Below are 26,733 nucleotides of genomic sequence, written 5' to 3'. Positions count from 1 at the left end.
TGCCTCCTGCGTCAGCTAGCGCTGATCATTGTAAGAAATTGAAAAAACGTCCATCGATGCCCAAAAATACGGATGCGCTGTTGTTCTCGCGTTTAGAGTCGCAAGTCTGTCGAGCTGAAAAACCCGGGCTACAGTGGTTCCAATTGCAAATCGCGCATAAGAGATTTCCATCACTTCCAGGGTCGCCGCCGAATCCACGCTCCACCGGCTGGCGATAACCTGGTCTGCGCCTGCCTGGAGGAAGGCGCGCACAAGTTCATCGGGATCGGTAAGCACCTGGTCCGGGTTGCTTTCGGTGGAGCATGATGACAGCACGACCAGCCGCAACTGGGAGAGCTTCAGGCGCGAGATGCGTTCGGCGGTAAGGACCGCAGGTTCCTGTATTGCGGCAGCGGCTTGCCTGGAGTCACCCGCCAGAAGCAGTCCGATGCTGCCGTAATTGCCGTAGGAGTGCCCAACATAGTGAAAGATTTCCGTGTTGCTCAAGGCGCGTTCCACGGCTTCGAGTGTGGCGGCCGTCCCAGTAAGCTGCAAAGGATGGTGGAAGTGACCCGCAACCGCGTCGGCTTCCTGGAGCGCGTCCGGCAAAGGCTTCAGGCCGGTTTCGGATGTGAAGGCCGGAGGAGCGACGACCAAGGCCCTCTGTTCAGGCATAAGTGCATGGCTGGCCGTTCTGCCAATCTGATAGTATGCGCCGGGAGAAAAAGCAATAGCGAATCTTCCCCCCAGGTATTTTCCATTTTCATCCACCAGGGCGGCAAACGGAACTTTTGCGATCTCACCATCAGGCTCGATGGTGACTTGGTCATCCGGCCGCATATTTTGGATTTGCGGCGCGATCAGCCAACTATAAAGCTTTTTTCCATTTGCTCGAAGCGCGTCAATGCTTGAATTCGGATCCGAACACTGGTCGAGAAAGCGGGTTGCCGTCAAGTCGAACTCGGCGGTAGATACGGGTACTCGAACCAGTCTCACTCCGCGATCATCGAAGGTCCAGGAAATGATCTCGTCAGGAAGCTGAACGTAGGAAATCACGACTTCCTTCCTGAGAGTCGAACGCAGCCGATCAAGGAAACGGACCGGCGTCGCCGCGGCCTTTACATTGACCAGCAACGCATTCTGTTTCGAGACCTGTAATTCTCTGAGCGCGGCAGGCCGGGCCGCGGCGGCCTTGTACCACTCCCAAAACTCGAGCGCATCGGCAGGATCGCCGGTTTGTTGAAGATAGCATTTCAGCAAACCTCGATACGCGCGCTGTGTCTGGCGTTCCCAGCGCAGCCGCTCCGCCCCTTCGTGCAGACGGTTCAACGCCTGCTCGCTGATCAATGTGGCTTGCGTGTAGGCGGCGCGGGCTTCTTTCCAGCGCCCCTGACGGGAATATATTTCGCCCAACACGACGTACAGCCGCAGGGGGATGGTGTAATCGGAAATTTTGGAGACCGGCAATTCAGCCTCTTCAAGACTTTTAAGGGACACGTCCGATTCGCCATTGAGGGTTTTCAACTCGGCCAAGGAAATCTGGCTATTCAGCAGATAAGTGCGTGTTGTCTGGTTCTGTGGCAGCCCTTCATAGAGCTTTCCGGCAGCTTCGAATTCCCGGATTGCTTCCGCTCGTGAACCCGCCGTGGAGGCCGCACTCGCCAAACGGAAGCGGGCCAGCGCTTCGGTCATTGGATTATGCGTCCTTATGGCAGCGGCGGCACCTTCACGGGCCAATGCCAGCGCTATAGACCACTTCCCGGACCTCTCCGAGAAAAATCCCATGTCTGAATAGAATTGATAAGCCCTCTGGGGAGAGTAGCTGCCGCTCCAGTAAATCGCTAGACCGGCCCGATCCTTGCCCCAGGCCGCATTCGGCCTGCCCATTTCTGTGTCCATGGAAGCCGCTATTCCCAATGCCCTCAAATACAGTTGAGAATAAGAGGCCTTTTGGGCTATTGCGATGGCATCTGCAATTTCAGTTTCGGATTTGTCCAGATGGCCGGTCATCCCGGTGCAGATGGAATGTTCGATCAGAAGTTGTGCCGCAAGCCATGGATTCAATTTTGCATTCAGTTCTTTTTCCAGCAACTCCGCTTTAATTTCACAACGACCACCTTGGACTGAACGGTGAAGTGCGTAGACCATCTCCAACCGGGCGCGATTGCTGCCGGGCACGTTTCCTGCAATTCGAAACAAACCATCGGCTTCTTTGGCGTGGCCTTCAGCCCTTTCAAAGTTGCCCGCAGCATTTTCGGTAATCGCATCGCCAAGAAGCAGGACCGCTTTTTTGTATTCCAGCGAGTGGGGCGAATCCAAAAAGCCCAGCAGCCAGTGATCGCCGTGACGTTGCGCTAGAATCTGGGCGAGTGTCCGCAATGCCTGGAGCGCATTTTTCCTACTTGCTTCAGTCTCCTGAGGGGAAAAAGCTGCGGGCAGCCAAAGTCTGACCGCCTGATCCAGATATTCTTCTATACGCGCATCGACAGTTTGCCAGGAAGCATCGCTCTCAGCCGAGATATTTTGCGCAAATGCGCTGCCCCCCATCAAGGGCTTGCTATACTCCTGGCTTATTTGCACCTTTTCGCGCAAAGCCTGCAAATGGTGGCGGGCTTCGTCAGCCCAGTCATCGTTGCCGAAAAGCAAAAGATATTTTTCCCAGTCTTGGATAGCATTTGCATATTGATAATTTCGTTCGTGCACGATCGCGCGATTGAACAGGGCAATTGGGTCATTCGGGTCTTTTTGCAATGCTTGATCCAGAAAGTCGAGCGCAGCCTGATAATCCGCGGGCTGGTTTCCTGCTGCCCAGCGTCCAAAATATGCAGTAGCCAGGTCAGTAAGAATTGTGGAAGAGGCGTTCAATTTTTTAGCGTCACTCAACGCTCCAATGGCAGCATCATAATGACCGTCAAGCAGTTCCGCCCTACCTTTTTTATCCAGCCAATCGGGATCATCATGATGCCTGGAAAGACTATTCCCAATAATGAATTCGGCATGCAAAAGCGACGAGGGGCGATTCAAGGAAGAGGATTCCTTTCCTCTGGAAACCCGCATTGGCGCATACGCCGCACCCCGCATCCGCAACTCAATCGTCCTCTGTTCCGTATACGCCTGAGCCAGCAGCGCATTTACATCCGGTTCACGAGTCTTAAGCCAGACTAGCCACCCCATTCCTACTGCAATAATGGCCACTGCGGGGAGAGCTGTGGCCCAGGCCAGCTTCGGCCACCATCGGAAGGCCGGTTTCGTATCTGGCTGCGGGTCCTTCGGCTTTCGCTGCTTGGCAGCCAGCTCTCTTGCCATCGCGCGTTGCCAGCCCGGAGAAGCGCTTGGGAGTTTTTCCAGAGCTTCCTGCTCTTCCGCCGTAATGTCGTCTGCCAGATCGTGCATAGCTTCTTTCAGGCGGGGGCCGCACCAGCCGCATGTTGCGGCATGCGTGATGAAAGGCGCGGCTTTCTCGTCTTCCATCAGTCCGGCCGCCAGCGTTGACCAAGTGTCCTCAGGCGGGCACTCTGACCCGGGGGCCAGCGCCTTACCGCCACCAGAGGTCCTGCTCCAGGTCCGCAAGTTCCGGAGCGCCTCTTCCGCTTTGCGACATTTATCCGCCACGGATTGGCAATACATGCACCCATTCAGGTGCTGTTGTGCCTCCGGCGGCAAAGCGCCGGTGGCGTTGCTGTCCCTCGAATCGGCCGGGTTCAAGAGCAGCAAGTCCAATTCCTGCGGAGTTAAGTGCTTATCCGCTGGTCTCATGACTGCTCTCCTTTAAAACAACGTGTCATCTGCCCCAAACCCTTCCGCTTCGGAGTTTATTTGTCTTGCGGATCCTCTTCCCACTTTTCACATATAAGCTGCTTAACCCTATAAAGAATGCTTTCCACACCCTTGATCGTCAATGGCTTAAAGTTCGGGAGCTCAGCAATCTCCCGAGCAGAGAATTCCTGCAAGTAATACAACCAGAAAATGTCCTGATCGCGCTGGCTGCAATGCTTTTTCAATATCTTGTCGATCTTATCGATCTGCTCCAGCACGATCTGGCGGTCAAGTTCATTCATGGCAGGTGAGGGAGGGTCAAAATGGAAGCCCTCGCCATCGATAGGGTTAACATGGGTCCCGGTTGGGTCGTCCAGGTAAGGGCTTCGAAAATAGTCGATCGCGACGTTGCGGGCAATTATTTTGATCATGCCGTAACACGCGTTGGCATGGTTCGACGTGAAGGTCCGTAGCAGACGCAAGCTGTTCGCAAAAATTTTAGTATATGTTTCCTGCACCAGATCGCCGATGATCGGGTTCTTACCGGCTCCGTAGCGACACGCCACGCGCCACACTGTCACTTTAATTAAAGGGTCAAAACGGCGGCCAAACTCCTGCCAGGCTTCGGTATTTTCCGGGTCGGCACAGGCACGCAACAACTCATCGCAGGAGAGTGAGCTGTAATCCATTGCTAGAGTGTTGAAATTTATACCAGTGTTTCGTTGCAAACGCTATGGAAATATTGCAGATAGTCTGCCTGCAATGCATTGCGGATGAAAATTAAATAACTCTTACAATTATGCTGTTCTCGGGTAGCTTCAGGATATGAAAGCTCCCCGCCGCTGTACGCGGGAGATTGAGGAGGCGGTTTTCGCTCCGGTAGTGCTTTGTTATAGTGTCCTGCGCATATTAAGGGAGGAATTTGTGGGTATATTCCGAGGCTGGATTTATTTTTCTATTAAGAATTTGGCAATTGCAGCGGTATTTCTCGGCGCAGCCACGGCACAACAGGCAGGGCCCAAGCAGTCAACTTCCGGCGGAACGCAAGCTTCATCACGACTGCCGGGTAGCGTGAACCCGAAGCCGGGAAAGCCCATGAGCACGCAGCCTTCGGGGCCTGTTTCGGTTCCAGAGAGCTTCCTTTCCTCCCTCCACTGGCGCTCCATTGGCCCGTACCGTGGCGGACGCACCCGCGGCGTTGCCGGAGTACCCAGTCAGCCGAATGTGTTTTACATTGGCGTGTGCAATGGCGGAGTGTGGAAGACCAACGACTACGGTCGCACGTGGCAGCCGATTTTTGACGACCAGCCCACCGGCTCCATTGGTGCGATTGCGGTAGCGGCGTCGGACCCGAATGTTGTCTATGTTGGCAGCGGTGAGGGGCTGCATCGACCGGACTTGTCGGTCGGCGACGGCATTTACAAATCGACCGACGCGGGCAAGACCTGGACGCACCTAGGCCTGCGCGATGGCCAGCAGATTCCGCAGCTCGCCGTCGATCCGCGCGATCCCAACAAGGTCTTTGCTGCTGTGGCGGGGCATCCGTATGGACCGAACAAGGAGCGCGGCGTTTATCGCTCGACGGACGGCGGCCAGAACTTCCAGAAAGTTCTGCCCACAGCCGACGACGAAAACATCGGTGCCTCAGATGTCCTGATCGATCCCAGCAATCCTGAAATCGTTTACGCCACTCTGTGGGAAGCGCGTGAAGGGCCGTGGGAAAATGGCGCGTGGAACGGCAATGGCGGAGGCATCTTTAAATCCACGGACGGCGGCCAGACGTTTACGCAGCTCACAGGCGGCTTGCCCAAGGACATCATCCAGGTGCACATTGCCGTTGCGGAAAGCAATCCTAAGCGGCTGATCGCCTCGGTCGCGTCCAAGCCAAACAGCGTCGGGCTCTATCGCTCAGACGATGCCGGCGCCACCTGGGCCCAGATCACCACGGACGCGCGACCGGCAGGCAGAATCGGCGGTGGAGATCTTTCTGTGCCGCGCTTCAATCCCAAAGACGAGAACATGGTGATTGTCACCAGCACAGTCACATGGAAATCGACCGACGGCGGCAAGACCTGGACAGGTTTCCGTGGCGCTCCCGGCGGCGACGACTACCAGAATCTCTGGATCAATCCCAACAACCCTCAGATCATTGCTATCGTCAGCGATCAGGGCGCCATCATCACTGTGAACGGCGGCGAGACGTGGAGTTCCTGGTACAACCAGCCCACCGCGCAGATGTACCACGTGAATGCTGACAATGCTTTCCCTTATCGTCTGTGCAGCGGCCAGCAGGAAAGTGGTTCTGCTTGCATCTCCAGCCGCGGCAATGATGGCGAGATCACCTTCCGCGAATGGCATCCTGTGGCGGCGGAAGAATACGGTTACGTCGTCCCTGATCCGCTCGATCCCGACATTGTCTATGGCGGCAAGCTCTCGCGCTATGACCGTCGCACCAACCAGGCGCAGCAGGTCGCGCCCAAGCCTTTCCGCGCGCCGGATTACCGCATGGTGCGCACTGAGCCCATCGTCTTTTCGCCGGTAAACCCGCACATTCTTTATTTCGCAACCAACACTTTGTGGAAGACGATGAACGGCGGCCAGAGCTGGCAGCAGATTTCGCCTGACCTCACGCGACCGACGTTTGAAGTTCCGGCCAGCGTCGGCAAATATCGCAATGAAGAATCGGCCAAAGCCACGCAGCGCGGCGTAATTTACGCGGTTGCGCCGTCGCCGCTCGATATCAACCGCATATGGGCCGGTACAGATGATGGCCGAATCCATCTCACCACCAACGGCGGCGCAAAGTGGAATGAAGTCACGCCGCCGAATATGACCGCGTTCCAGAAGGTTTCGATCATCGAAGCCAGCCACTTTGACGCGCAGACAGCGTATGCCGCCATCAACACTCTTCGTCTCGACGACCTGCGCCCGCACATCCTGCGCACGCGCGACTCCGGCAAAACCTGGACAGAGACCGTTAATGGCATTCCGTCGAACGAAAACGTGAACGCCGTGCGTGAAGATCCTGTGCGCCGCGGCATGCTCTTTGCCGCAACTGAGCGCGCCGTTTATGTGTCGTTTGACGATGGCGACCACTGGCAATCGCTGCGGCTCAACATGGCCGCAAGCTCGGTGCGTGATGTGATCATTAAAGGTGATGATCTTGTGGCCGCCACGCATGGCCGCGGCTTCTGGATTCTTGATGACATCACCCCGCTGCGCCAGCTCAATCAGAAAGTTACATCGGCAGACGCATTTCTCTTGAAGCCGCAAACTGCCATCCGCGTTCGCTGGAACATGAATACTGACACACCTCTGCCGCCGGACTTCCCTGCCGGTGAAAATCCGCCAGATGGCGCCGTGATCGATTACTACCTGCAATCTGCATCATCCAGTCCTGTAACGCTCGAAATCAAAGACAGCGCGGGCAAGACTGTGCGCAAATATTCCAGCGCGGACAAGCCCGATCCTATCGACCCAATGCTGAACATCCCTACTTACTGGGTCCGCCCGCCGCAGACTCTTTCCGCCGCGGCTGGCGCGCACCGCTTCCTGTGGGACATGCATTACCCGAATGTTCCAGGCGTTGAGGCCGAGTATCCCATTGCGGCAATCCCGCACAACACCGCGCCGCAGCCAAGCGGACCGTGGGCGTTGCCCGGCCAATACACGGTTGTGCTCACCGCGAACGGCAAGAGCTATTCGCAGCCGCTCACCATCAAGATGGACCCGCGCGTCAAAACATCGCTGGCTGGTCTGCAACAGCAGTTCAAGTTGTCCAATGATCTGTACACGCAATTGCTTACGCTCTCTCCTGCCGCCGAGCAAGCCGGTGCATTGCGCAAGCAGATCAAAGATCTTCAACCCAAGGCCATTGGTGAAGCTCTGGCTGCCATTAAGGCTTTCGATCAGAAATTGCAAGCCCTTGCCGGCGGCGCAACCCGCAGGCCCGGCGCTGGAACCGAATCGCCAACTCTCGGCGGCCTGAAAACAAAGTTCCTTACGCTGTTCGGCGTCTTCCAAGAGGCTGACGTTGCTCCCAGCACGCAGGCCGCAGCCGCCGTTGCCGATTTGCAAAAGCAACTGCCACCCCTGATGCAGCGCTGGAATACCGTGAAAGCGCAAGACCTTCCCGCGCTTAACAAGCAACTGAAAGGCGCGAACCTGCCGGAGGTAAAGCTTGAAAGCGCTTTAGCGCCGGCGAAGGCGGTGGTGTCATCGAAAGATGAGGAGTAGGATCGCTGTTCGGCGCTTTCATGCAAGCTGCAACTTTGTATTTTCACTATCCGTGTTTTGATGGGCTTGTTTCCGCCGCGCTAACCTGGGATTTCCTTGAGGCGCAAAAGGGATGGAATATAGGCGAGTTATGCCCCGTCAATTACACGGTCCGCAACAGTTGGCTCGCTAGCGAACTGAAGCATCCGTGCGCCATTGTGGATTTCCTATACCATCCGCGCGCGGATTTCTGGGCTGACCATCATGCAACCTCTATGCTCAGCAAAGAAGCAGAGGCAGACTATCTGCGGCGTCGGGCAGAATTCCCCTTGTATTTTGACGAGCAAGCGGGGTCCTGCGCGTCTCTTCTCTTTCGTCACCTCCGTGAGTCGCTGGCGACCAAGCCGCATTTCGAGGCGATGGTGCAGTGGGCGGAAAAGATCGATTCCGCCCGATATGCATCCGTGGACGAAGCAATATTGGGCGACGCACCCGCCCTCAAGATCAATCGCAGCATCCTGTTCGAAGCAGGCGCTGAATACGCGCGGTCTCTCTGCCAGCAGTTGCGCAATCACCCTCTTGAACATGTGGCTGCGCTGGATGCGGTAAGAACCCGCCAGGATGAAGTAGAGCGGCGGATCCGTGCCGGATTAAAGCAAGTGGAAAAGCGGATCAGGATGGAGCCGGGCGCGGTTGTAACCTTTGAGACGGAACAGAGCAAGGATGAGATGATCAACCGCTATTCTGCGTACTACTTTGTGCCCGATGCGCGCTATTCCGTTGGAATCATCCACTCTGAAGAAGGCACAGCCATTACCGCTATGCGCAATCCCTGGCGGGAATTTCCCAGCGTCGGGTTAGGACGAATCTTCGAAAAGTTTGGCGGCGGCGGACACCATCGAGTGGGGTCCATCTTCATTCCAAAAAATGAGTCACAACGCATTCCCGATGTGGTAAAGTCCCTGCTTTCCCAATTGTCTTTGACCGGTCCTGAAGTGAACGTGTGATCGCTTGATCGAAAAATTCAATTTCTACGATATTTATGGCTACTTCCTGCCCGGCGCGGCGGTGCTTCTGCTGTTCTGGCTCCCCGTCGGCATCAAGCAACATAAGTTGCCCACCGGCGACTGGACATCAGCCCTGCTGGGCGCTGTGATCGCGTACGTCACCGGCATTTTGTTGCAAACCTTTGCTGATAAAGTCCTGCGATCCACTGCGGCCAAGGGCCAGGAAGGTGACCAGACCTATGATCGCTTTCCCTCGCAAAAGCTCCTCGACGCCGGTGGACCGCTCTCCGCTACCCTGAAAACCGGGGTTGCAGAGGCGGTGGAGAGCAAATTCGGAATCAAGAAAGATGACCTGGCAGTGGAGCACACACCTACAAAGGCGCAGGATGCGCACCGAAATGATGCGTTTTTGCTGGCGCGTCACTTTCTGGTGGCCGCGAAGGAAGCATCTTACGTCGAGCAATACGAGGGGATGTATGCACTCACGCGCGGCTTGGCCGCCGCGCTGGGGTTGGCTGGAATTTATTACATTGGCTGGGCCATCAGTTTTCTGGGCGGAGGCTGGACCTCTACGGTTTGCTATCTAGCTGTATGTCTGGGAGTTGTTCTTGCCCTCTTTACCACCGTGGCCCTGATCCTGCGAAAAACACATGGCTCCGGATTGGAGTGGATGGCAGCGTCAGGCCTGCTTTTGGCGGCCCTGGGTCTGGGATTCGGCATGGGACACCATTACGGGGACACGGCGCGGCTGCCTGCACTGCTCTTGCTGTGTGCGCTGGCGGCGTTCCTCGCGAGCTTGCGCGCTTACCGATTCTACAAGGAATTCACGGTGACCTTTGCCGTAACGGTCTGGCGTGACTTTTTTGTTGCCGGCAGAAAAAAACCGGATGCACCGGCAGGCTCACAACCGGGCGGAAGCGGCGTGTGAGTCATGGTTGATCAAAACCAATTAAGGTCCGAAAAACCTGACGAACAGAAGAAGCAAGAGCCCGCGCAGCCCGGCGCCAGGACTCGCTGGATAGCATTTTTTATTCTGGGGTTAATGGCTATCATCGCGATCGCGGCTTTGCTGCGCCTCAACAATGGAGGAATCAAGCAGGTTTTCGCGCCTAAGCAGGATAAACTTGTTCCGCCGGAAAAAAGCACGTGGCGGTTTATTGTCTCCGGCGACTCACGCAATTGCGGTGATGTGGTGGTGCCTGCCATCGCGGCGCAAAGCGCGGCATATTACCAGCCTTCTTTTTACTGGCACCTCGGCGACTTGCGCGCCATCTACAAGATTGATGAAGACATGGCCGCAGCAGCGCAACAGTCCGGTGAATCCCTCAGTTGCAAAACTTATTTCGAGCGTGTCTGGCCGGATTTCATCGACAACCAGATTAGGTCTTTTGGCAATACCCGTTTTTATCTGGGCATTGGCAACCATGAACTCATCAGTCCCAAGACGCGCGAACAATTCTCCGCGGAATTTGAAGACTGGCTGGCCACGCCGCGCCGATCGATGGACAGAGTGGAGGCACAGCAGATCGCCGGCGCTAAAACCGGGCCTTGCGCGGAGATAGCCAGGAAACCCTACGTTACGAGTCTGCCTTACTATCACTGGATACAGGGCGCCATTGATTTCATCTACCTGGACAACGCATCAGGAAGCTTCTCCTATCCACCGAAAAAACCTGGCGGCCCATATTTACGCGACCAGGTGGCCTGGTTTGATTGCATCCTCGACCGGGCCACGAACAATACCTCGATCGCAGCTGTGGTGGTGGGCATGCATGAAGCCTTGCCCTACAGTCGGGCCAATGACCACTCCATGTGTGACGATACTACCCAGAAAACCGAGGGCTGCGAGACAGGCAAGCACGTCTACGAGGCGCTTCTGAAGCTGCACGAGAAGAAAAATGTTTACGTACTTGCCAGTCATTCGCATTTCTTCATGGATAAGCTGTTCGATGGTCAACCGCCCAGCCATCGGCTGCCTGGCTGGATTGTTGGCACGGGAGGAGCGATACGGTATCCTCTTCCGCCAAATGTGGAACCCGGCCCCGGCGCGCAGCCTGATGTGTATGGCTACTTGCTGGCGACTGTCAAGCAAAACGGCGAGATCAACTTCGATTTTAAGCAAGTGAAGGAAACCGATATTCCCATCGCTGTACGCAAGCGCTATCCTGCCTCATTCCCGGGGTGGTGCTTTGCCCACAACTCCCTGAACAAAGACCCAATCTCGGAGGAGACGACGAATCGTTGTGTCGGGCCTGTCGCGCCTTCCAAATCTGGCCAGAAGACAGAATGGAAGGCGACTGAGCCCTGAGATCTCCTGCTAGTGTGGTCTCACAAATACCTTTACAAGAGTTGGCCCGATACTTGCTTGCCCAAAGATTATTCCGCGCAGCCGAGGGTGGCTGCGGTCCACAATGATTTGTTTAATTGCATGCATTGTCGAGTTATTTCAGAGACACCACACTAGCGAGGAATAGAGAGCGCTGTTTTGTCGATCAATTGACATGGCAATCAGGTGTCGGTAATCTTCAAAATTGAGCCGGAGTCTCTCATGAAACCAACGCTGATCATTTTTGTCTTTGCACTGGTGTGTTTAGCTTCGCCCCTGCTCGCGGATGAAGGCCACCATCATCTTGGTCCCGATGAAAAAGTAGGAAGCGTGTCTTTTCCCACTTCCTGTGCCGCCGCTGTGCAGAAGCCGTTTGAACGCGGCGTGGCCCTGATGCATTCATTTGAATATGAAATGGCGGAAAACCAGTTCAAGGAAGTCGCCAAGCAGGACCCCGGCTGCGCCATGGCTTATTGGGGACAGGCATTGAGCCTGTATCACCAGCTCTGGAGCCGCCCCACAAAGGCCGATCTCAAACGAGGGAACGATCTTTTGGCCCATGCAGCAGGGCTCAAGCCTAAGACAGCTCGCGAGCGCGAATACATCAGCGCGCTGGCTGTTTTCTACCATGACGCTGACACCATCGATCACCGGAAGCGGGCCGATCTCTATTCCGCTGCCATGGAAAAAGTCTATCGCGGAAATCCCAAAGATCGTGAAGCCGCGGTGTTTTATGCGTTGTCGCTGTTAGGCTCCGGGCCTGAAGAGGATCCAACGCAGGCCAATCACAGAAAGGCCGTGGCCATTCTCAATGACCTTTTTGAACAGGATCCCGGCCATCCTGGCATTGCGCACTACATTATTCATGCCTGCGACAATCCGCAGATGGCAAGCCTTGGCTTGGCGGCTGCGCGCAAGTATGCCAGCATCGCGCCTTCGTCGGCGCACGCCGTTCACATGCCTTCACACATTTTTGCCCGGCTGGGTCTCTGGCAGGATGACATTCAGTCCAATGAAGCTGCGTTGCGCGTGGCAGACAACATGGGCGCAATGCATCTGCACGTAATGCATCACAAGATGCACTCGCTTGACTTCCTTGAATATGCGTATCTCCAGACCGGCAATGACCAAAAAGCCAAGGCGGAATGGGACGAACTGCAGACGATTCACAAGGCCGACGTAGAAGCAGAATTTCAGGATTACTCCGATGCTATGAAGGCCGGCTTTGCCGCACGATATACACTCGAGCGTCGCCAATGGCAGGAAGCTCTGGCGCTTCAGCCAGTCGCGGACGCGCCTCCTTTTGTTCAGGCTCTTACTTACTGGGCGCATGCCGTCGGCGCCGGGCATCTGCGTGACGCAGCAGCCGCGCAAACCGCCTCGGACCAATTCAACGCCATGGTTGAAGCGACGAAAAAATCAGACAAGTCGCATGAAGCCAAATATATGGCCAATAATCATGACGAAGCCCAGGCATGGCTGGCGTTCGCCCAGGGAAAAAATGACGACGCTCTGCGCCTGCTACGCGCCGTAGCCGATAAACAGGACAAAGTCGGCAAGGGCGAAACCGAGACTCCCGCGCGCGAGATGCTGGCTGACATGCTGCTGGAGATGAACCGCCCGCAGGATGCGCTGGTGGAGTATGAAGTAGCGCTCAAGACCGATCCCAACCGCTTCAACGGTCTTTATGGCGCGGCCCGCGCGGCTGAGATGACCCAGCAGAAAGAAAAAGCTTCAGGCTATTACGCGCAGTTGATCAGGAATTGCCAGGGTTCAAACTCTGATCGAGAGGAACTGGCAAAGGCAAAAACGTTGGTGGCGGCAAAGTAAGGCGATCATCTGCGTAAATCTGCGGCAATGAGCTTCTTCGCCTTCCTGAACACGTCCAGAAACATCTTCTCCGTCAGCTTGCCGGTCAGGGTGTTTTGCAATGAAGGATGATACGAGCACAGCAGGGTGCGTCCGTCCGGCAGTTTGTAAGTCTCGCCGTGACCAAAGAGGATTCCGCTTTTCGACTTCAGCTCACCGCGTCGCTTCAAGTAATTCAGGTAAGCATCAAAGGCGATCTTTCCCAGTACCACCACCACTTTCACGTTCGTCAGCGCGGCAAATTCGCGATCGAGAAAGGCAGCACAATTCCCAATCTCTTCCGGCAACGGTTTGTTCTCCGGCGGAGCACAGCGTACAGCAGCCGTAATGTAAGCGTCGATCAGGTAAAGCCCATCTTCGCGACGGACAGCCGTCGGCTGGGAGGCAAATCCCGCCTTGTGCAGGATGGGATACATAAAGGTGCCGGAACCATCGCCGGTAAAAGGGCGGCCTGTGCGGTTTGATCCATGGGCCCCGGGCGCAAGGCCAAGAATCAGCAGGCGCGCGTTGGGATCTCCAAAGCCGGGCACTGGTTTGGCCCAGTAGTCCCAATCAAGGTAAGCGCGGCGTTTGATCTCGCCCACTTTGCGGCAATGCGCAATCAATCGCGGGCAGAGTGTGCACGCAATGATTTCTTCATTGAGCGCAATAAGATCAGTGGTCGAGGAATCGAGTGTTGTGCTTGGGCTGGGACGGCGGGGCATTAGCTAAAAGTTTATCAGCGTCTGTTTATCGGAGTAAAAACTCAGGCGTGGCGATGGTCGCGCTGCATCAGGGAGGCCAGCGCATCCAGGAACGCTTCGGGACCGTCAAGCGGGTTCACGTGGAGCTCAGATTCGTCTTCGTCTCTCTGGTCGTATGGATCAAGCACCACGGAAGGAATGCGTTTGTTGTGCCCTTCTGAGCAGACGCGGCGGCGTTCCAGTACTGGCACGGAATTGGCAATCACAATAGCGCACACGTGGCGTATGCGAAGAATTTTTAGTGCCGCATCGACCGTGGAGACTGGTATCACCCCGTATCCGGCATGCGCCAATACGGCATTGCGGATGGGGGCCAACACCCTCTCTGCGGAAATAGAAAGGACTGATGGACGCATAGTTTTGTTCCGTCGACCTACCCTTGCCTTAATTAGTTCTAGGTTTGTCTGGAGTATTGTCCCTGAGAGGGGCGAAAGCAAGTAAAAAAAGGCTTAATTTTTGTGAAGAGACGCAATTGTGCCGAATTGGCACCGCCGCACTATTGAACACGATAACAGCTCATTCAGGTACGATTGCTGCGCTTTAACCTTTCGGCGGATAATGACTATCGCCTGGAAATGCACAAAAGCTTTCAATTCCGCAGCCTGGCCGACCTTTTTGCGAAGGCCAATGAGGAAAAGTCCGGCGACCAATTGGCCGGATTGGCGGCCGAATCTGAACAGGAGCGCGTGGCCGCCAAGTTTGCGCTGGCCGATGTGCCGCTTCAGGAAATTCTCGCCAACCCGCTCATCCCGCCCGAGCACGATGATGTCACACGACTGATTCTGGAAACCCATGATCATGAGAGTTTCTCGACCATCAAGAGCATGACGGTCGGCGAATTTCGCGAGTTCATCCTGAGCGACGAAACCGACGAAGCTGCGCTCAAGGCATTGCACTGGGCCATTACGCCGGAAATTGCCGCCGCCGTAACCAAGCTGATGAGCAATAAAGACCTGGTGCTGGCTGCGAACAAAATTCGCGTCATCACCCAATGCCGTAACACTATGGGCCAGCGCGGCGTCCTGGGAATTCGCTTGCAACCCAACCATCCTGCGGACGATGCGGCGGGAATCCTGCTCTCCGCATTTGACGGCCTGCTCTATGGCTGTGGCGATGCCGTGATTGGCGTGAATCCCGCGACCGATGCAATAGAGAGCGTCAGCGCGATTCTGCATGCTCTGCAGCGGCTAATTGATGCTTACAGCATTCCTACACAAAGTTGCTGCCTGGCCCACATCTCAACCCAGCTCAAGGCCATGGAGCGCGGAGCGCCGCTGGACTTGCTGTTCCAGTCCGTTGCGGGAACGCAAAAAGCCAATGAAAGTTTTGGCATAACTCTGAGCATGTTGCGTGAAGGACGCGAGCGCGTTCTGGAAAGTCATAAACACAACGTCTCACCACGGAGGCACGGAGACACGGAGAAAAACGAAGAGGGTCGACAGGCGGTAGAAACGTTGCGTCTCGATGAAGCAGCGACAATGCAGGGTGGTGTCGACGATAGAAGAGCTTCAACCGGCGATGGATCTCATTTCAAGAACGAAAACCCTTCCCAAAATCCTCCGCGTCTCCGCGGCTCCACGGTGAAAAGCCCCGCAGAACTGAACATAATGTATTTCGAAACCGGCCAGGGCAGCGCGCTTTCTGCTGACGCACATCACGGCGTCGATCAGCTTACCTTGGAAGCGCGCGCCTATGGTGTGGCCCGCGTTTTTGAGCCGTTTCTGGTCAATTGCGTGGTTGGTTTTATTGGGCCGGAATATCTTTATGACGAGCGACAGATCGTTCGTGCCGGACTGGAAGACCATTTCATGGGCAAACTGCTTGGCCTGCCCATGGGTTGCGATGTCTGCTATACCAATCACGCCGCAGCCGACCAGAACTCAGCCGACAACCTGCTCATGCTGCTCACCGCCGCCGGCTGCAATTACTTTATGGGCGTTCCCTGCTCCGATGATGTGATGTTGAATTATCAATCCACCAGCTTTCATGACGCGCTGGCCGTCCGTCGCTTGTTCAATCTGCGACCCGCGCCGGAGTTCCTGGCATGGCTCCATGAAATGGGCTTATATAAAGGAGGCGAGCCAGCGAGGATTGAGGCAGGCGCAAGGAAGCAGCTCGCAGCGGGACTGGAGAAGGCGATGAAATGAATTTGGTAAATGGGTAATTGAATTATTGCAGCGGGCCGGTGCTTCGTAGTGTAAATGGTCCGGAGGGTCGAAACCTAAAATCCTGATTGCCTAGTGCCCTTGCGAGTTGAAATTCAATTTACTCATTTACCAAAATTACAAAATTACCAAATGTCCTCACTTCAGCCATTTCGCTTTCGGCAATTCTTCCTTGATTTCCACGCCGCTGGTTTGCCGTTGCATCATCTGTTCTGCCAGGTCGATGATCCGCGATGCAGCGGCTTCCCCGCTCACGCCACAGGAATGAATGTTTGAGATCAGGTTGCGATTAGAATCGTTGTGGCCTGCGCGCGGCTGGAATGCCATGTAAGCAGAAAGGCTCTCTGCTGTCGCCAGACCGGGCCGTTCACCGATGAGCAACACCACCACTTTGGGGTGAAGCAACTCACCTATATCATTCATCACTCCGACGCGGCAATACTGGACCGCGAATGTCTGGCCCAGTATCCATCCGCGTGATCGCGCCTTTTCAGTAAGCAGGGGAAGCAACGGTGGAACCTGGCTGGAAACTGCGGTTACGGAAAGTCCATCGCCAATCACTATCTGCAGATCGGCATTCAGGGCGCAGTGCACAGCCAACTGACTTCGCGCGTTTGCATCCAGCCGACGGCCAAGATCGGGTCGCCGCAGATATTCGTCCTTAGAAGCCGCCATGGTCGAAACGCAGAAGAGCTTCCATCGCTCCACAAACTCGACGCCCAGATCTCTCGTGAGATCGAATTCTGTGCGGACGGCATCGCGCGCCGCGGCATGGTCCTGGCGCAACTGTAACTGCGTGGCGGTGCGATACGCCGCTCCCGTGCGGCCCGCAAGGACGCGAGCCGGCGTGCGTGCGCGGACCTTCTCAATCAGATTCGGCCATGCACTAAGACCAGAATTGTCGTCATCGGCCATACGATTCCCAGTGTATTTGAATTCATTCGCGCCATGCTCACACATCGTCCGGCACAGTGCGCCGAAATGCTTCCTAGAGGACCAGGACATCAACGAGCTTTGTTCAGTGAACCCCAGTTCATAACCTAAGCGCATGAACCTCTTGCTCATGAAGCCGCGCTCATCTTCCTAATTCCTGATCAATCCTGAGCTCCTTTCAGCCAAAAAATAAACTCTTCAAGCTCTTGACGTGACTTTTTAGTTACGTTACTATCTACTCACATAATAAATATTGAGGAGATAAGAAGTATGAAGATAGAAGATTTGACACTCGACGTTGAGCAGCGCATTGACATTAAGGCAGCACCCGACAAAGTATTTGCCGCGGTGCTGGAACGGTTCGGGAAGAAGAACACGCGGCCCAATGGGGAATCACTGGAATTGCAGATAGAAGCCAAGCCCGGCGGACGCTGGTATCGCGACAGAGGCAATGGCATTGGACACCTCTGGGGCTTTGTCCAGGTCATCAAGCCTCCCAGCTTGCTGGAGCTGAGCGGCCCAATGTTCATGTCATATCCGGCCAACAATCACATTGAAATCAAGGTTGATAAAACCGCGGGCGGCAGCCAGGTCACGCTACGGCACCGCGCGCTCGGCATGATCGATCCCGAGCACCGCAAGGGCGTGAGCACTGGCTGGGGCCACATGCTGGCTGAATTAAAAAAGGACGCTGAGTAAACCACGTGCCCAGAATCGCTCCAGGCCCCCAGGACAAGCTTGATCCAGTGTGGAAGGCATTAGCGGATCCTACGCGGCGATCGATTCTCGATCTGCTGCGCGACCGACCGCTCACCACCACTGAGATTGTGGACGCGTTCCCGCACCTCACCCGCTTTGGGGTAATGAAACATCTGGACGCGCTGCGTGAAGCCGAGCTTGTCCACACGCGGGAAGAGGGCCGTCAACGGGTGAACTCGCTGAACGTTTTTCCCATCCGCCAGATTTATGAGCGATGGGTGAGCCCCTTTCAGGAAGTATGGTCAAGCCACCTGCTGGGGATCAAGGAACTGGCAGAACAAGGAAACACTGAACTCGGGACTAGTTCAAAGAAGAAAAAGAAGAACTAGGCCGCCAAACCTGCAACGCGGCCCGTGCCTCACCGGCCCTTAACCAAAATTATTTCAGGAGAAAGCATCATGGCAGAACTGACAGTAAAGAATGCAATTGAAGACCACCAGATCGTTTCCAGCGCGGAGTGGCTCGCGGCCCGCAAGGAGCTGCTGCGCAAAGAAAAAGAATTTACCCGGCAGCGCGACCAGATAAGCCAGCTGCGCCGCGAACTGCCGTGGGTGAAGGTCGAAAAGAATTATGCTTTCGAAGGGCCCGCTGGCAAAGAGACGCTGGCCGACCTTTTCGGCGGCAAGAGCCAGTTGATCATCTACCATTTTATGTTTGGTCCGGGATGGGAAGAAGGCTGCCCGAGCTGCTCCTTCCTGGGCGACCACTTTGAAGGCAGCCTGGTGCACCTGGCGAATCGCGACGTAAGTTTTGTCGCGGTTTCACGAGCGCCCATCGCACAGATTGAGGCCTTCAAAAAGCGCATGGGCTGGCGCTTCAAGTGGGTATCGTCTTTTGGGAATGACTTTAACTTTGACTACAACGTTTCATTCACCCAGGACGACATCGCGCAGCACAAGACGTATTACAACTACCAGATTCAGGACTTCCCCCGTGAAGAAGCTCCGGGCGTCAGCGTGTTTTACAAGAATGCCTCTGGGAATTTATTTCACACATACTCAACTTACGGACGCGGTCTGGACATTTTGCTCGGAGCCTACAACTTCCTTGATATGGCACCCAAGGGACGCGACGAAGACGGCCTGGACTTTACGATGTCGTGGGTCCGCCATCATGATCGCTATCCTGAGGCAGGGGCGGCGGCGCAGAAAGGAGCTGCATCCTGTTGCGGGAATGAGAGTCACAAATGAAATCCACTTGCTGCTCAACCGTAATAAGCCCGGCACGCAATAGCGATAACAAGGCGGCGGATGGCAAAGCCCATCCGTCGTCCGCTAAACAACGCGGGTTTACGCTGGCAAAGTTTTCAGTGCCGACGTTTATTTTGGCGTTACTGCCAAAGTGTCCTGCGTGTTTCGCCGCGTACATTGCGCTGGGGACGGGAGTGTCTGTTTCTGTTGCGTCCGCCTCAATCTTGCGATGGACGCTGGCTGCAATATGTGTGGCCGCGCTGGTTGCAGCGCTGGTCAGCAGCTTTCGCGCAATGCCGATACAGCGACTGCTGTCAGGCCATCGTCTCCACTAAGAAATCAGGGCGTCCAACAAGGCGCCCTGATCTTTCTTCCAGTCACTAGCGCGAAATAATAACGTCTTATAAGAACTTCACCAGCGCATCCATCGTCTCTTTTGGATTTTCTTCCATCAACCAGTGGCCGGTATTTTTCAGGACGATGACAGTTGCATCGCTGGAAACCAGCTTCATCTGATTGCCCAGCATAACGCCGTTGGCCTTCTCGCCGCCGATGGAGAGCACAGGCATTGGCAATTTGGTTTTTGCGAGTTCGGCAAAATCTTTGGCGGCCTGCGGGAAGGAAACGAAGTAGGCCCATCCTGCGCGCATGCGTCCCGGTCTGGAATAGGCAGCGGTGTAAGTTCTGCGCTCCGCTTCAGGGATGGAATGGGTTTTGTCCGCGGCAAAGTCATTCCAGTAGTGCTCAAAGTATGTGCGCTCACGGCCTTTTACCAGAAGCTCCGGTGTATATCCGTTGAAGCGGAAATGCCATATCCCGGGATTGTTGTACACGTCTTCCCATCCAGCGACGCCGGGAAGAAAAGCGTCCATCACCGCCAGCTTGGTGACTTCGGCAGGAAATTGCGCGGCATAAGCGTACGCCACCATCAAGCCGATGTCGTGGCCCACAATCTCAGCTTGTTGCACGCCAAGCGAACGGACCAGCGCATGAACGCGGGTGGCCGCGGTCTTCATGTCCATGCCGCCGGCAGGAATGGAAGAATCACCGATTCCCGGAAGGTCGGGAGCAATCACGGTAAAGCGGGCCGCCAGCAGCGGAATGAGTGGCTTCCACATCAATGAAGTTTCCGCGTAGCCATGGATCAGGACAACTGCCGGGCCTTTGCCTGCAGTCATGTAATGAAATTGCACGCCGTCAACGTTCGCGGTGCGTGATGCGATGTTTGGGCTTGCTGCATCAGCCTGCGCAAAAGAAAGCGAAGCGACAAATAGCAGAACGATCAAAGCCAGACGACTGCGGACGGCCGAAGCATTATTCATGGAGACTCCTCGATAAGGATTGTACCGATGAGGCTGATCGTCGATCATTCTGAACCGCGGTTAACTCGCGCGACCAGATACAGCCCCAAGCTCCGTGCCCGGAAGCGGCTCGTTGGGCTTGATCCAATACGCCATGATGCGCCAAACAGCAGCAGGCAAATGCTGCCCAAGAATGGCAAGTCGCTGCTGCTTAGCTAAACGCCAATGAAGATCGGCTGCCTTATGCGCTTTGACCACCACGATGTGTTCCCAAGCAACACCAGCTACTTAGCCAGCATCATACTCAACTACGCTGCTAGAAACGTTCCGAGAAAAGAGACACATTGCCCCAACTGTTGCTTAAAAAATCCGGACAAGCGTTGCCTCAACCAACTCTGGTTGCTCAAAAGAATGAAACCAGGCCCAAAAAGACGGCTGTGATGTTTGCCGGCATGACAGAAGCTGAAGTCATCCGCAAAGCGCAGGCGGGCGATGCGGCTTGTTTTGAGGCCCTTTACACACATCATAAGCGCCGTGTCTTTTCACTGTGCCTGCGCATGACCAACAATTACGCCCAGGCGGAAGACTTTACGCAGGAAGCGTTCCTTCAGCTCTATCGCAAGATCGCGTCGTTCCGCGGCGAGTCGGCTTTCTCAACATGGCTGCACCGTCTCTCAGTAAATATCATCCTGATGCACTGGCGCAAGAAGGGGCTTCCAGAGGTTTCACTGGAAGAGACTTTAGATCCGCAGTCTGAAGATGGTCCCAGAAAAGACATTGGCAAACGGGATGACTCGCTTCATGGCTCAGTTGACCGCATGACCCTGGAAAACGCGATTTCCAGCCTTGCTCCCGGTTATCGCATTATTTTCATTCTGCATGACGTGGAAGGCTATGAGCACAATGAGATTGCGGAAATGCTGGGTTGCTCGATAGGAAACAGCAAGTCGCAACTCCATAAGGCGCGCATGAAATTGCGGACTATGTTGCCACGGGCCGGCAGGGAGAAAACCATCAACATTGAAGAACCAGAGATGGCCGTAGCCGCATAGCAGCCACGCCAGCGCTCAACAGGAATCTAAAACACCGTGGCTCGCCCGAAGGCAAATTGCCTGCACGGCGAGCTTTTCATTGCCCTCAAGTTTTACCAGTTTCGCTGCCTTTTGGGCCTTAGACCCGGCAATGACCCAAAAAATGCTTGTGTACCAAAGCGGACAGACAATTTATCGCGTGCGGTAGTAACCTTGGAGTCAAATGTTGGGGCCTTAGGCATTTGGTATGAGCACATCGGGTAATATTCTCTCAATCGGACTCGGCGATTTGGTGAGCGCCAGAAACGCAGCTCTTCGCACGGCGGGCTTTGACGTGACGTCCGCCATCTGCCTGGAAGATGTTTTCCGGCTGTGCGGAAACCAGCGGTTCGACGTGGCCATTGTTGGTCACGCTTTTACCCTGATCGAACGGGCTGAATTTGTGCGCTGCATCAAGGGAGACTTTCTCTTACCTGTAATCCTGATTGAAGACGGCCAGGTGATGGCCAGCCTGCATCCAGACTCCCACATTCACGTGAATGACTCACCAGAGGAACTCGTCCGCGCTATCGAGCGACTGATGAATGGGAATGGCCGCACAGGCATCGCCGTGTGAGCAAAACGCTGCTCCTTTCTTTCTGAAGCCGCTTCTCTCTGAAAATCGTGATGCTGCGGCTCAGTCCTTGCTTGGCTTCTTTGGCTTCAGATCACAATCCTCCCTGACTCGCGCCAGATCAAGACCAGCGGGAGAGAACTCCGCAATCTCCGGGCCTCGCGGTCCAGGAATTTGCACCTTGAAGATGTGAGCGCCCAATACCTGGCGCGTGGTGCCTTTGTCCATGGAAAGAAAGCGGCCGCGAATCCAGTTCCATCCGTGATAGTGGTGCGTGTCATCAATGCGGACCATCACTTCAATCTGCGGCTGGCCCCAAATGCCGGGACGGTTCGGCGGACCTAGACGCATGCCCGGATTGAAGTCGGCGTATTCGTACTTGCGATTGGTGCAGACCATTTCAATCCGCGGCTTGTAGTCAGGGCTGAGGCTCAGGTAATTATCGGCTTGAAGTTCAAAGCGGACCGTCCTGTGCCCGGTCATCTTGTCTTCAGAACGAAACTCGACCCAATTACCGCCGACGCTGACACCGTCACCTTCTCCCTGATAGGGGCTCGCGACCTTGTGCTGGGCGTTGGCGGAAAGCGCCGCCACGCCAAGTGCGAAAGCCGCGACGAACAATTTCATCGAACCGACAGGACGATTGTTTTTAAAAATGCCGCTGGAACATTGCGATGCTCTCAAGTTCGCCTCCGAACAGGAATAGTTCTTGCCAACCCGTGAACACAATCAAGCTAAATGAATTTGGGCAGTATATAAATGCACTTCATGGGCCAACTGGCGGTGGCATTAACTGCTGATTTTATTGCCTCTCCTGACCGCGCAATCACAAGGTGGTGGTTTTCAGCCAGACGGAATGGCTGATTTGGGCCAGCTGCAGCGCTGGATATTGAGTGCTCCTGCGTCACGGAAGGTGATTCACTTTCGGGTTTCAGGGGAACGCAACTCGTAACCTGCCGGACTCATCCTAGTCAGTGAATATCGCTCACAAATCACGTAACATTGAGTGCGGATGCCGTCTGTTCTGCTAGTTGATCCCGAGCTGAGCGTGATCGTAACGCTCAAGATGATTCTTGAACGGGATGGCTACTCCGTAAGTACCGCAACCTCCTATTCCGCCGCAACTGCCTTGCTGCAAAACGAGAGCTGGGACATTCTGATTACAGAGCTCGATCTGGAAGCAGAAGCTCTGGGACTTCGGCTGGCCCGTGAAGCCAAGTCTCTGGATTATCACCCGGCAATTTTTGTTTATCTCTCATATCCCAACGTTGAGCGCTTGCGCGCTGCTCTGGCCCTGCGCGTGGATTATTGCGGCTTTAAACCGCTGGAAGTTGAGGAGATCAGAAAAGTCGTCCGGCTGCTGCTCGCACGCAATTGCGCCAGCAGAAGCCATCGGCTGCAGGCTTCCAAGCAGAGATAGATCGGGAATTTCAGGCATCCAGAGGAGTACAATTACATTTAACGATTCCAAAAGTTTATCTCTTTATGGCTCGGCAGCCCTCTCTCCTCATAGTCGACGACGAAACTAATGTGGCGCTCACGTTGCAGATGGTCTTTGAGCGCGATGGCTACGCTGTGCGCACCGCAAACAGTTGCGCCAGCGCACTCAGAATTCTGGAGAACGGGCACCAATTTGACGCGGTGATCACCGATCTCAACATGGAGAGAGAAAACATTGGGCTGGAAGTTGCGCGCGCGGCGCTGCAATTGCATCCCAAGCCTGCAGTGGTGCTCTGTACCGGGTACGCCAGCGTGGACAATTCCGCGGCCGCCCTGCAGATGAAAGTGGATTATCTGGCGACCAAGCCGGTGGACCTGGACGAACTGAAACGCGCCGTCCGGCGATTGATGGCGTTCCGAGAGTAATTTGGGAAATGAAAAGCAATGAGTGAGCCGATTAAAACGACGAAGACAGCGCTGATTGTCCATTCGGACATGAGTGTGCTTTCGGCTTTTCAGAGCTCCTTTGTCGGCAAAGGATACGTTGCCATTCTGGCCCGTGACCTCCCAACCGCGCTGCTGGCGCTTACGCAGCATTTCTTTGATGTTGCCGTGATCTCTTCCCGGCTGGCTGAAGGCGGTGACGGCTGGCCGCTGGCTGGCGTCGTTCATCTTATTTTCCCCAAGGCTTTTGTCGGAGTGCTCACGCCGGAAACCAGCGTGCTTACCCTGCAAGCCGCTATTAACAACGGGGTAACGCAAATCTTTGATGCTGCCAGTAACCCTGATCACGTCGTAAATACCTCGTTGAGCGGCCAGCAAGCAGGCCCATCTAAAACTTCCTCCGAACCTGGGACCTCCATTCACTAGAAATCTTTTGCGAATCGACCGATCTGCGAATCGCCAGATCACCCGATTTTTGCGCCTTCGGGGTACAATCGTTACCAATTTCCAACTCACAGAGGACCTTGTGCCTGAAAAGAACCGCTCTGCCGGGATCACCGTAATCGCCATTTTGCAGATCATTGGCTCTGCTCTGTTTCTGGGTTTGGCCGCGCTTATGGCGTTTGCCATGATTATGGCCACTCCACCCTCGAACGATCCCCGATTCCCGCGCATGTACTTCACAGCCATGAGGGTCGTGCTGCCGCTTTTTTATGCGCTGCCCGCTGTCTGGGGAATCATTACCTCGGTCGGCCTGCTACAGCTCAAAAACTGGGCGCGTATTTCCACCATTGTGATCTCCATTCTTCTCATCGTGTTTGGCGCGTTTGGAATCCTCACGTCCATGGTCTTCTTTCTCAAACCGCCTCCCGGCAATGGCGTGGACCCAAAAATGTTCACCATCATTGGAGCGGTCACGGCCGCATTCTCTCTGGCGCAAATCGGCACCGGCATCTGGTGGATGGTCTTTTTCAATCGCGCCAGCGTAAAAGCGCAATTCCAGCCGCAGCCATTTCCCTACCCATCCATAGGACAGGGAGCTGCGCCGTACGCCATTGACATGCCTCACTCCGCAACGCCGCCTCCACCTTCTCTGAGCACTTCAACGGAGGTCGCGAATCCGGCGGATGTCGCGCCAGTTCCCACTCCGCCCATCACGGCCCAACAACGCCCAACGCGTCCGCTCAGCATTTCCATCATCGCGTGGTTATTTTTAGTCGGCTGCTTCTTTATTCCTTTTAGCATTCTGCTCCACGCGCCTGCCATTGTGTTCACTGCCGTATTGACCGGATGGCCGGCCACACTCTACTTCCTGCTGTTTGCGGGGGTGCATATCTACGTAGGAATCGCTCTTCTGCAAATGAAACCTGCCGGCCGGCTCGTGGGCATGGGCTACTACATCTTTAGTCTCCTGAACGTTGCGGTCTTTTACCTGGCTCCGGGGAGAAGTGCCCGCATCGCAAGGTTTATCCAGCTAGAACAATCCATGTTTCCCTGGATGCGATCTGCGCAGACGGATTTTCCGTTTGCCGCTAACGTGATGCCTTTTGTAATCATCGGCGTAATTGGCGGGCTCGCCTTCTGCCTGGTAGTGCTTTACTTCCTAGCCGCAGCCAAGCCAGCGTTTGATAGAGCAGCGCAGCAGGCGGGATAGGGGACAGCGTCCAGCTTTCGATGATCTCCGCGTCTCCGCGGTGATGTTCTGCCTTTCCCATCACGCGCGATGTCGGCGATCCCTAAAGCCGCGCGGCGCAAATCGGGGCCCCCGACAAGCCCGCCATTTGGCGAGACGGATCAATTACGAAACAGGACAAGCCCCTGAAGAATCCCGCCCGGGAGAGGAATTTTCTTGGGAAAACCCTCTCCACTTAAAATTGGGCAGGCGCAGCCAAGGAGAAATTGTTAGGGCGCAACTTATGGCGATCAGTTTTCCAAGCCTTTTCTTTCAGCCTTCTCGTTTTCCCCGCTCTTTGTGGTGGACGCAACGTGACCTGACTTCGCGGTTTGACCCTCCAGATACTTGACCAGGGCTTCCGTATCATCGGGTCCCAGGCGGACATTGGGCATTCGTATTTCTTTGTATTGCTTGAAGAGCGCTGTGGCCAGCGGGTCTTTTTCCGTCAGCATCACATCTGGCTTTTGGATGAAACGCAAGAGCCATGTGCGGTCACGCATGCTGGTTACTCCCTGCAGGTCGGGACCAATCTTCACTCCATTGCCGATGGTATGGCACGGCGCACAACGCGTGGCGAACAGGTATTGCCCTCTGTCGGTCACGGCCAGCGGTTGGGCCTGGGCGTAGCTTTTGGCGGCAACTTCAGGCTTGTGCCGGTTCCAGCCGTCGATCAGGGTAGAGATATTTGTGGCAAGAAAACGGGCATTGTCTGTGGCGGAGTTGCGCAGCCATTGTCCTGTGGGCTCGTTGCCGATCATCAGATCAACGGTATGGCCATCACGGTTGAGGGTTGGGTCAGCGTCAAGACCAAGCTTTCTGCCCACCAGGTCAATGTCGGCCTTCTTGCCCGTGAGAAACAACCAGCCAGGCCCAACGTGAAATTTCTCAGCATAGGCTTTGAGCACAGCCGGAGTGTCATGCTCAGGGTCAATGCTGATCGAATAGAAAAACACATCTTTGCCAACATGGTCGCCCAGCATCTTCTGCACCTGCACCAGACGCGCTGTTTCCAGCGGACACGAATCCTGACACTCGCTGTAAAACAGGCTTACAACAACGGTCTTGCCCTTGAGTAAGTCGTCATAGAGGTGAACGGTATTTCCGTCCTGCGTGGTCAGGGGGACGTTGGGAAAATAGTTAGCTCCCCAGCGATTCGCAGCCGCGGCACGAGAGACGAAGATGCCAGCAAGCAAAAACAATGCAGCAAGCAGCGAAACACCTAATGGACCTATCCGTCGCATGATGAACTTCCTTTCCTTTGGACATCGCATTTCAGCGAGGGTCGGC

23 protein-coding genes and 1 pseudogene are annotated in these 26,733 nt (G+C 55.2%); 16 read left to right on the top strand and 8 right to left on the bottom strand.

Features of this window, described 5'->3' with window-relative positions; translation table 11 throughout:
* Positions 1-15: 15 nt before the first annotated feature.
* The gene (locus tag LAO76_07695) at positions 16-3,735 is read right to left on the bottom strand and encodes a CHAT domain-containing protein (protein MBZ5490799.1); all 3,720 of its coding nucleotides are present in this window, start codon (positions 3,733-3,735) and stop codon (positions 16-18) included.
* Between the two features lie 56 nt (positions 3,736-3,791).
* Positions 3,792-4,424, bottom strand: a complete 633-nt coding sequence (locus tag LAO76_07690; protein MBZ5490798.1) for a sigma-70 family RNA polymerase sigma factor — start codon at positions 4,422-4,424, stop codon at positions 3,792-3,794.
* Between the two features lie 406 nt (positions 4,425-4,830).
* Here LAO76_07690 and LAO76_07685 point away from each other — a divergent pair, with 406 nt between their 5' ends.
* The 5 genes from LAO76_07685 to LAO76_07665 all read left to right on the top strand — a co-directional run bounded on the left by LAO76_07685 (position 4,831) and on the right by LAO76_07665 (position 13,113).
* Positions 4,831-7,971, top strand: a complete 3,141-nt coding sequence (locus LAO76_07685) for a glycoside hydrolase (protein MBZ5490797.1) — start codon at positions 4,831-4,833, stop codon at positions 7,969-7,971.
* Between the two features lie 20 nt (positions 7,972-7,991).
* Positions 7,992-8,957, top strand: a complete 966-nt coding sequence (locus tag LAO76_07680) for a hypothetical protein (protein MBZ5490796.1) — start codon at positions 7,992-7,994, stop codon at positions 8,955-8,957.
* 4 nt (positions 8,958-8,961) lie between these two features.
* Complete coding sequence (locus LAO76_07675; GenBank protein MBZ5490795.1) at positions 8,962-9,885, top strand: hypothetical protein; 924 nt, start codon at positions 8,962-8,964, stop codon at positions 9,883-9,885.
* Between the two features lie 114 nt (positions 9,886-9,999).
* Positions 10,000-11,265, top strand: a complete 1,266-nt coding sequence (locus LAO76_07670) for a hypothetical protein (protein ID MBZ5490794.1) — start codon at positions 10,000-10,002, stop codon at positions 11,263-11,265.
* A 240-nt stretch (positions 11,266-11,505) separates the two neighbouring features.
* Positions 11,506-13,113: a hypothetical protein gene (locus LAO76_07665; GenBank protein MBZ5490793.1), complete on the top strand. Its 1,608-nt coding sequence runs from the start codon at positions 11,506-11,508 to the stop codon at positions 13,111-13,113.
* A 5-nt stretch (positions 13,114-13,118) separates the two neighbouring features.
* Here LAO76_07665 and LAO76_07660 read toward each other — a convergent pair whose 3' ends face one another.
* Both LAO76_07660 and LAO76_07655 read right to left on the bottom strand, forming a co-directional pair.
* The gene (locus LAO76_07660; GenBank protein ID MBZ5490792.1) at positions 13,119-13,856 is read right to left on the bottom strand and encodes a uracil-DNA glycosylase; all 738 of its coding nucleotides are present in this window, start codon (positions 13,854-13,856) and stop codon (positions 13,119-13,121) included.
* Between the two features lie 41 nt (positions 13,857-13,897).
* Positions 13,898-14,251 carry a hypothetical protein gene (locus LAO76_07655; protein MBZ5490791.1) on the bottom strand — a complete coding sequence of 118 codons (354 nt, stop codon included), beginning with the start codon at positions 14,249-14,251 and terminating at the stop codon, positions 13,898-13,900.
* Positions 14,252-14,470: 219 nt separating this feature from the next.
* On the opposite strand from LAO76_07655, the pseudogene LAO76_07650 reads away from it, so the two are divergent.
* Positions 14,471-15,277 (top strand): annotated as a pseudogene (locus LAO76_07650) (ethanolamine ammonia-lyase subunit EutB).
* 921 nt (positions 15,278-16,198) lie between these two features.
* Here LAO76_07650 and eutC read toward each other — a convergent pair.
* Positions 16,199-16,975 carry an ethanolamine ammonia-lyase subunit EutC gene (gene eutC / locus LAO76_07645; GenBank protein ID MBZ5490790.1) on the bottom strand — a complete coding sequence of 259 codons (777 nt, stop codon included), beginning with the start codon at positions 16,973-16,975 and terminating at the stop codon, positions 16,199-16,201.
* A gap of 288 nt (positions 16,976-17,263) precedes the next feature.
* On the opposite strand from eutC, the gene LAO76_07640 reads away from it, so the two are divergent.
* The 4 genes from LAO76_07640 (at position 17,264) to LAO76_07625 (ending at position 19,277) form a co-directional block, all read left to right on the top strand.
* Positions 17,264-17,692, top strand: coding sequence for an SRPBCC domain-containing protein (locus LAO76_07640; protein ID MBZ5490789.1), 429 nt, complete (start codon positions 17,264-17,266; stop codon positions 17,690-17,692).
* Between the two features lie 14 nt (positions 17,693-17,706).
* Positions 17,707-18,081 carry a metalloregulator ArsR/SmtB family transcription factor gene (locus tag LAO76_07635; protein ID MBZ5490788.1) on the top strand — a complete coding sequence of 125 codons (375 nt, stop codon included), beginning with the start codon at positions 17,707-17,709 and terminating at the stop codon, positions 18,079-18,081.
* A gap of 69 nt (positions 18,082-18,150) precedes the next feature.
* The gene (locus LAO76_07630) at positions 18,151-18,942 is read left to right on the top strand and encodes a DUF899 domain-containing protein (GenBank protein ID MBZ5490787.1); all 792 of its coding nucleotides are present in this window, start codon (positions 18,151-18,153) and stop codon (positions 18,940-18,942) included.
* Positions 18,939-19,277, top strand: coding sequence for a hypothetical protein (locus LAO76_07625; protein ID MBZ5490786.1), 339 nt, complete (start codon positions 18,939-18,941; stop codon positions 19,275-19,277). The genes LAO76_07630 and LAO76_07625 overlap by 4 nt, the downstream gene beginning before the upstream one ends.
* Positions 19,278-19,343: 66 nt before the next feature.
* On the opposite strand, the gene LAO76_07620 is transcribed toward LAO76_07625, so the two are convergent.
* On the bottom strand, positions 19,344-20,264 hold the full coding sequence (locus LAO76_07620; GenBank protein ID MBZ5490785.1) for an alpha/beta hydrolase: 921 nt from the start codon (positions 20,262-20,264) through the stop codon (positions 19,344-19,346).
* A 419-nt stretch (positions 20,265-20,683) separates the two neighbouring features.
* Between LAO76_07620 and LAO76_07615 the strand changes: the two genes are divergently transcribed.
* Together LAO76_07615 and LAO76_07610 are read left to right on the top strand one after the other, a co-directional pair.
* Positions 20,684-21,295 (top strand): sigma-70 family RNA polymerase sigma factor, encoded by a 612-nt coding sequence (locus LAO76_07615; protein MBZ5490784.1) that lies wholly within the window; start codon positions 20,684-20,686, stop codon positions 21,293-21,295.
* A gap of 226 nt (positions 21,296-21,521) precedes the next feature.
* On the top strand, positions 21,522-21,890 hold the full coding sequence (locus LAO76_07610) for a hypothetical protein (protein ID MBZ5490783.1): 369 nt from the start codon (positions 21,522-21,524) through the stop codon (positions 21,888-21,890).
* 60 nt (positions 21,891-21,950) lie between these two features.
* On the opposite strand, the gene LAO76_07605 is transcribed toward LAO76_07610, so the two are convergent.
* Complete coding sequence (locus LAO76_07605; GenBank protein ID MBZ5490782.1) at positions 21,951-22,571, bottom strand: hypothetical protein; 621 nt, start codon at positions 22,569-22,571, stop codon at positions 21,951-21,953.
* Between the two features lie 328 nt (positions 22,572-22,899).
* Between LAO76_07605 and LAO76_07600 the strand changes: the two genes are divergently transcribed.
* The 4 genes from LAO76_07600 (at position 22,900) to LAO76_07585 (ending at position 25,425) form a co-directional block, all read left to right on the top strand.
* Positions 22,900-23,307, top strand: a complete 408-nt coding sequence (locus LAO76_07600) for a response regulator (protein ID MBZ5490781.1) — start codon at positions 22,900-22,902, stop codon at positions 23,305-23,307.
* A gap of 65 nt (positions 23,308-23,372) precedes the next feature.
* A complete protein-coding gene (locus tag LAO76_07595; protein ID MBZ5490780.1) occupies positions 23,373-23,753 on the top strand; it encodes a response regulator in 381 nt (126 codons plus the stop codon).
* A gap of 18 nt (positions 23,754-23,771) precedes the next feature.
* Positions 23,772-24,197 (top strand): hypothetical protein, encoded by a 426-nt coding sequence (locus LAO76_07590; GenBank protein MBZ5490779.1) that lies wholly within the window; start codon positions 23,772-23,774, stop codon positions 24,195-24,197.
* A 100-nt stretch (positions 24,198-24,297) separates the two neighbouring features.
* Positions 24,298-25,425 carry a hypothetical protein gene (locus tag LAO76_07585; protein MBZ5490778.1) on the top strand — a complete coding sequence of 376 codons (1,128 nt, stop codon included), beginning with the start codon at positions 24,298-24,300 and terminating at the stop codon, positions 25,423-25,425.
* 269 nt (positions 25,426-25,694) lie between these two features.
* On the opposite strand, the gene LAO76_07580 is transcribed toward LAO76_07585, so the two are convergent.
* Complete coding sequence (locus tag LAO76_07580; GenBank protein ID MBZ5490777.1) at positions 25,695-26,687, bottom strand: SCO family protein; 993 nt, start codon at positions 26,685-26,687, stop codon at positions 25,695-25,697.
* Positions 26,688-26,733: the final 46 nt, after the last annotated feature.

The organism is Terriglobia bacterium, assembly GCA_020072645.1.
Taxonomy (GTDB): Bacteria; Acidobacteriota; Terriglobia; order Terriglobales; family Acidobacteriaceae; genus Angelobacter.
This window is presented reverse-complemented; position numbering and strand designations above follow the sequence as displayed.

Excerpts from the sequence above, each read along its gene's own strand:
- LAO76_07640 (MBZ5490789.1), top strand. The coding sequence starts at position 17,264 with ATGAAGATAGAAGATTTGACACTCGACGTTGAGCAGCGCATTGACATT.
- LAO76_07590 (MBZ5490779.1), top strand. The coding sequence starts at position 23,772 with ATGAGTGAGCCGATTAAAACGACGAAGACAGCGCTGATTGTCCATTCG.
- LAO76_07660 (MBZ5490792.1), bottom strand. The coding sequence starts at position 13,856 with ATGCCCCGCCGTCCCAGCCCAAGCACAACACTCGATTCCTCGACCACT.
- eutC (MBZ5490790.1), bottom strand. The coding sequence starts at position 16,975 with ATGGCCGATGACGACAATTCTGGTCTTAGTGCATGGCCGAATCTGATT.
- LAO76_07690 (MBZ5490798.1), bottom strand. The coding sequence starts at position 4,424 with ATGGATTACAGCTCACTCTCCTGCGATGAGTTGTTGCGTGCCTGTGCC.
- LAO76_07680 (MBZ5490796.1), top strand. The coding sequence starts at position 7,992 with ATGCAAGCTGCAACTTTGTATTTTCACTATCCGTGTTTTGATGGGCTT.
- LAO76_07625 (MBZ5490786.1), top strand. The coding sequence starts at position 18,939 with ATGAAATCCACTTGCTGCTCAACCGTAATAAGCCCGGCACGCAATAGC.
- LAO76_07655 (MBZ5490791.1), bottom strand. The coding sequence starts at position 14,251 with ATGCGTCCATCAGTCCTTTCTATTTCCGCAGAGAGGGTGTTGGCCCCC.
- LAO76_07610 (MBZ5490783.1), top strand. The coding sequence starts at position 21,522 with ATGAGCACATCGGGTAATATTCTCTCAATCGGACTCGGCGATTTGGTG.
- LAO76_07695 (MBZ5490799.1), bottom strand. The coding sequence starts at position 3,735 with ATGAGACCAGCGGATAAGCACTTAACTCCGCAGGAATTGGACTTGCTG.
- LAO76_07595 (MBZ5490780.1), top strand. The coding sequence starts at position 23,373 with ATGGCTCGGCAGCCCTCTCTCCTCATAGTCGACGACGAAACTAATGTG.
- LAO76_07665 (MBZ5490793.1), top strand. The coding sequence starts at position 11,506 with ATGAAACCAACGCTGATCATTTTTGTCTTTGCACTGGTGTGTTTAGCT.
- LAO76_07615 (MBZ5490784.1), top strand. The coding sequence starts at position 20,684 with ATGTTTGCCGGCATGACAGAAGCTGAAGTCATCCGCAAAGCGCAGGCG.
- LAO76_07580 (MBZ5490777.1), bottom strand. The coding sequence starts at position 26,687 with ATGCGACGGATAGGTCCATTAGGTGTTTCGCTGCTTGCTGCATTGTTT.
- LAO76_07600 (MBZ5490781.1), top strand. The coding sequence starts at position 22,900 with ATGCCGTCTGTTCTGCTAGTTGATCCCGAGCTGAGCGTGATCGTAACG.
- LAO76_07630 (MBZ5490787.1), top strand. The coding sequence starts at position 18,151 with ATGGCAGAACTGACAGTAAAGAATGCAATTGAAGACCACCAGATCGTT.
- LAO76_07685 (MBZ5490797.1), top strand. The coding sequence starts at position 4,831 with ATGAGCACGCAGCCTTCGGGGCCTGTTTCGGTTCCAGAGAGCTTCCTT.
- LAO76_07620 (MBZ5490785.1), bottom strand. The coding sequence starts at position 20,264 with ATGAATAATGCTTCGGCCGTCCGCAGTCGTCTGGCTTTGATCGTTCTG.
- LAO76_07670 (MBZ5490794.1), top strand. The coding sequence starts at position 10,000 with ATGGCTATCATCGCGATCGCGGCTTTGCTGCGCCTCAACAATGGAGGA.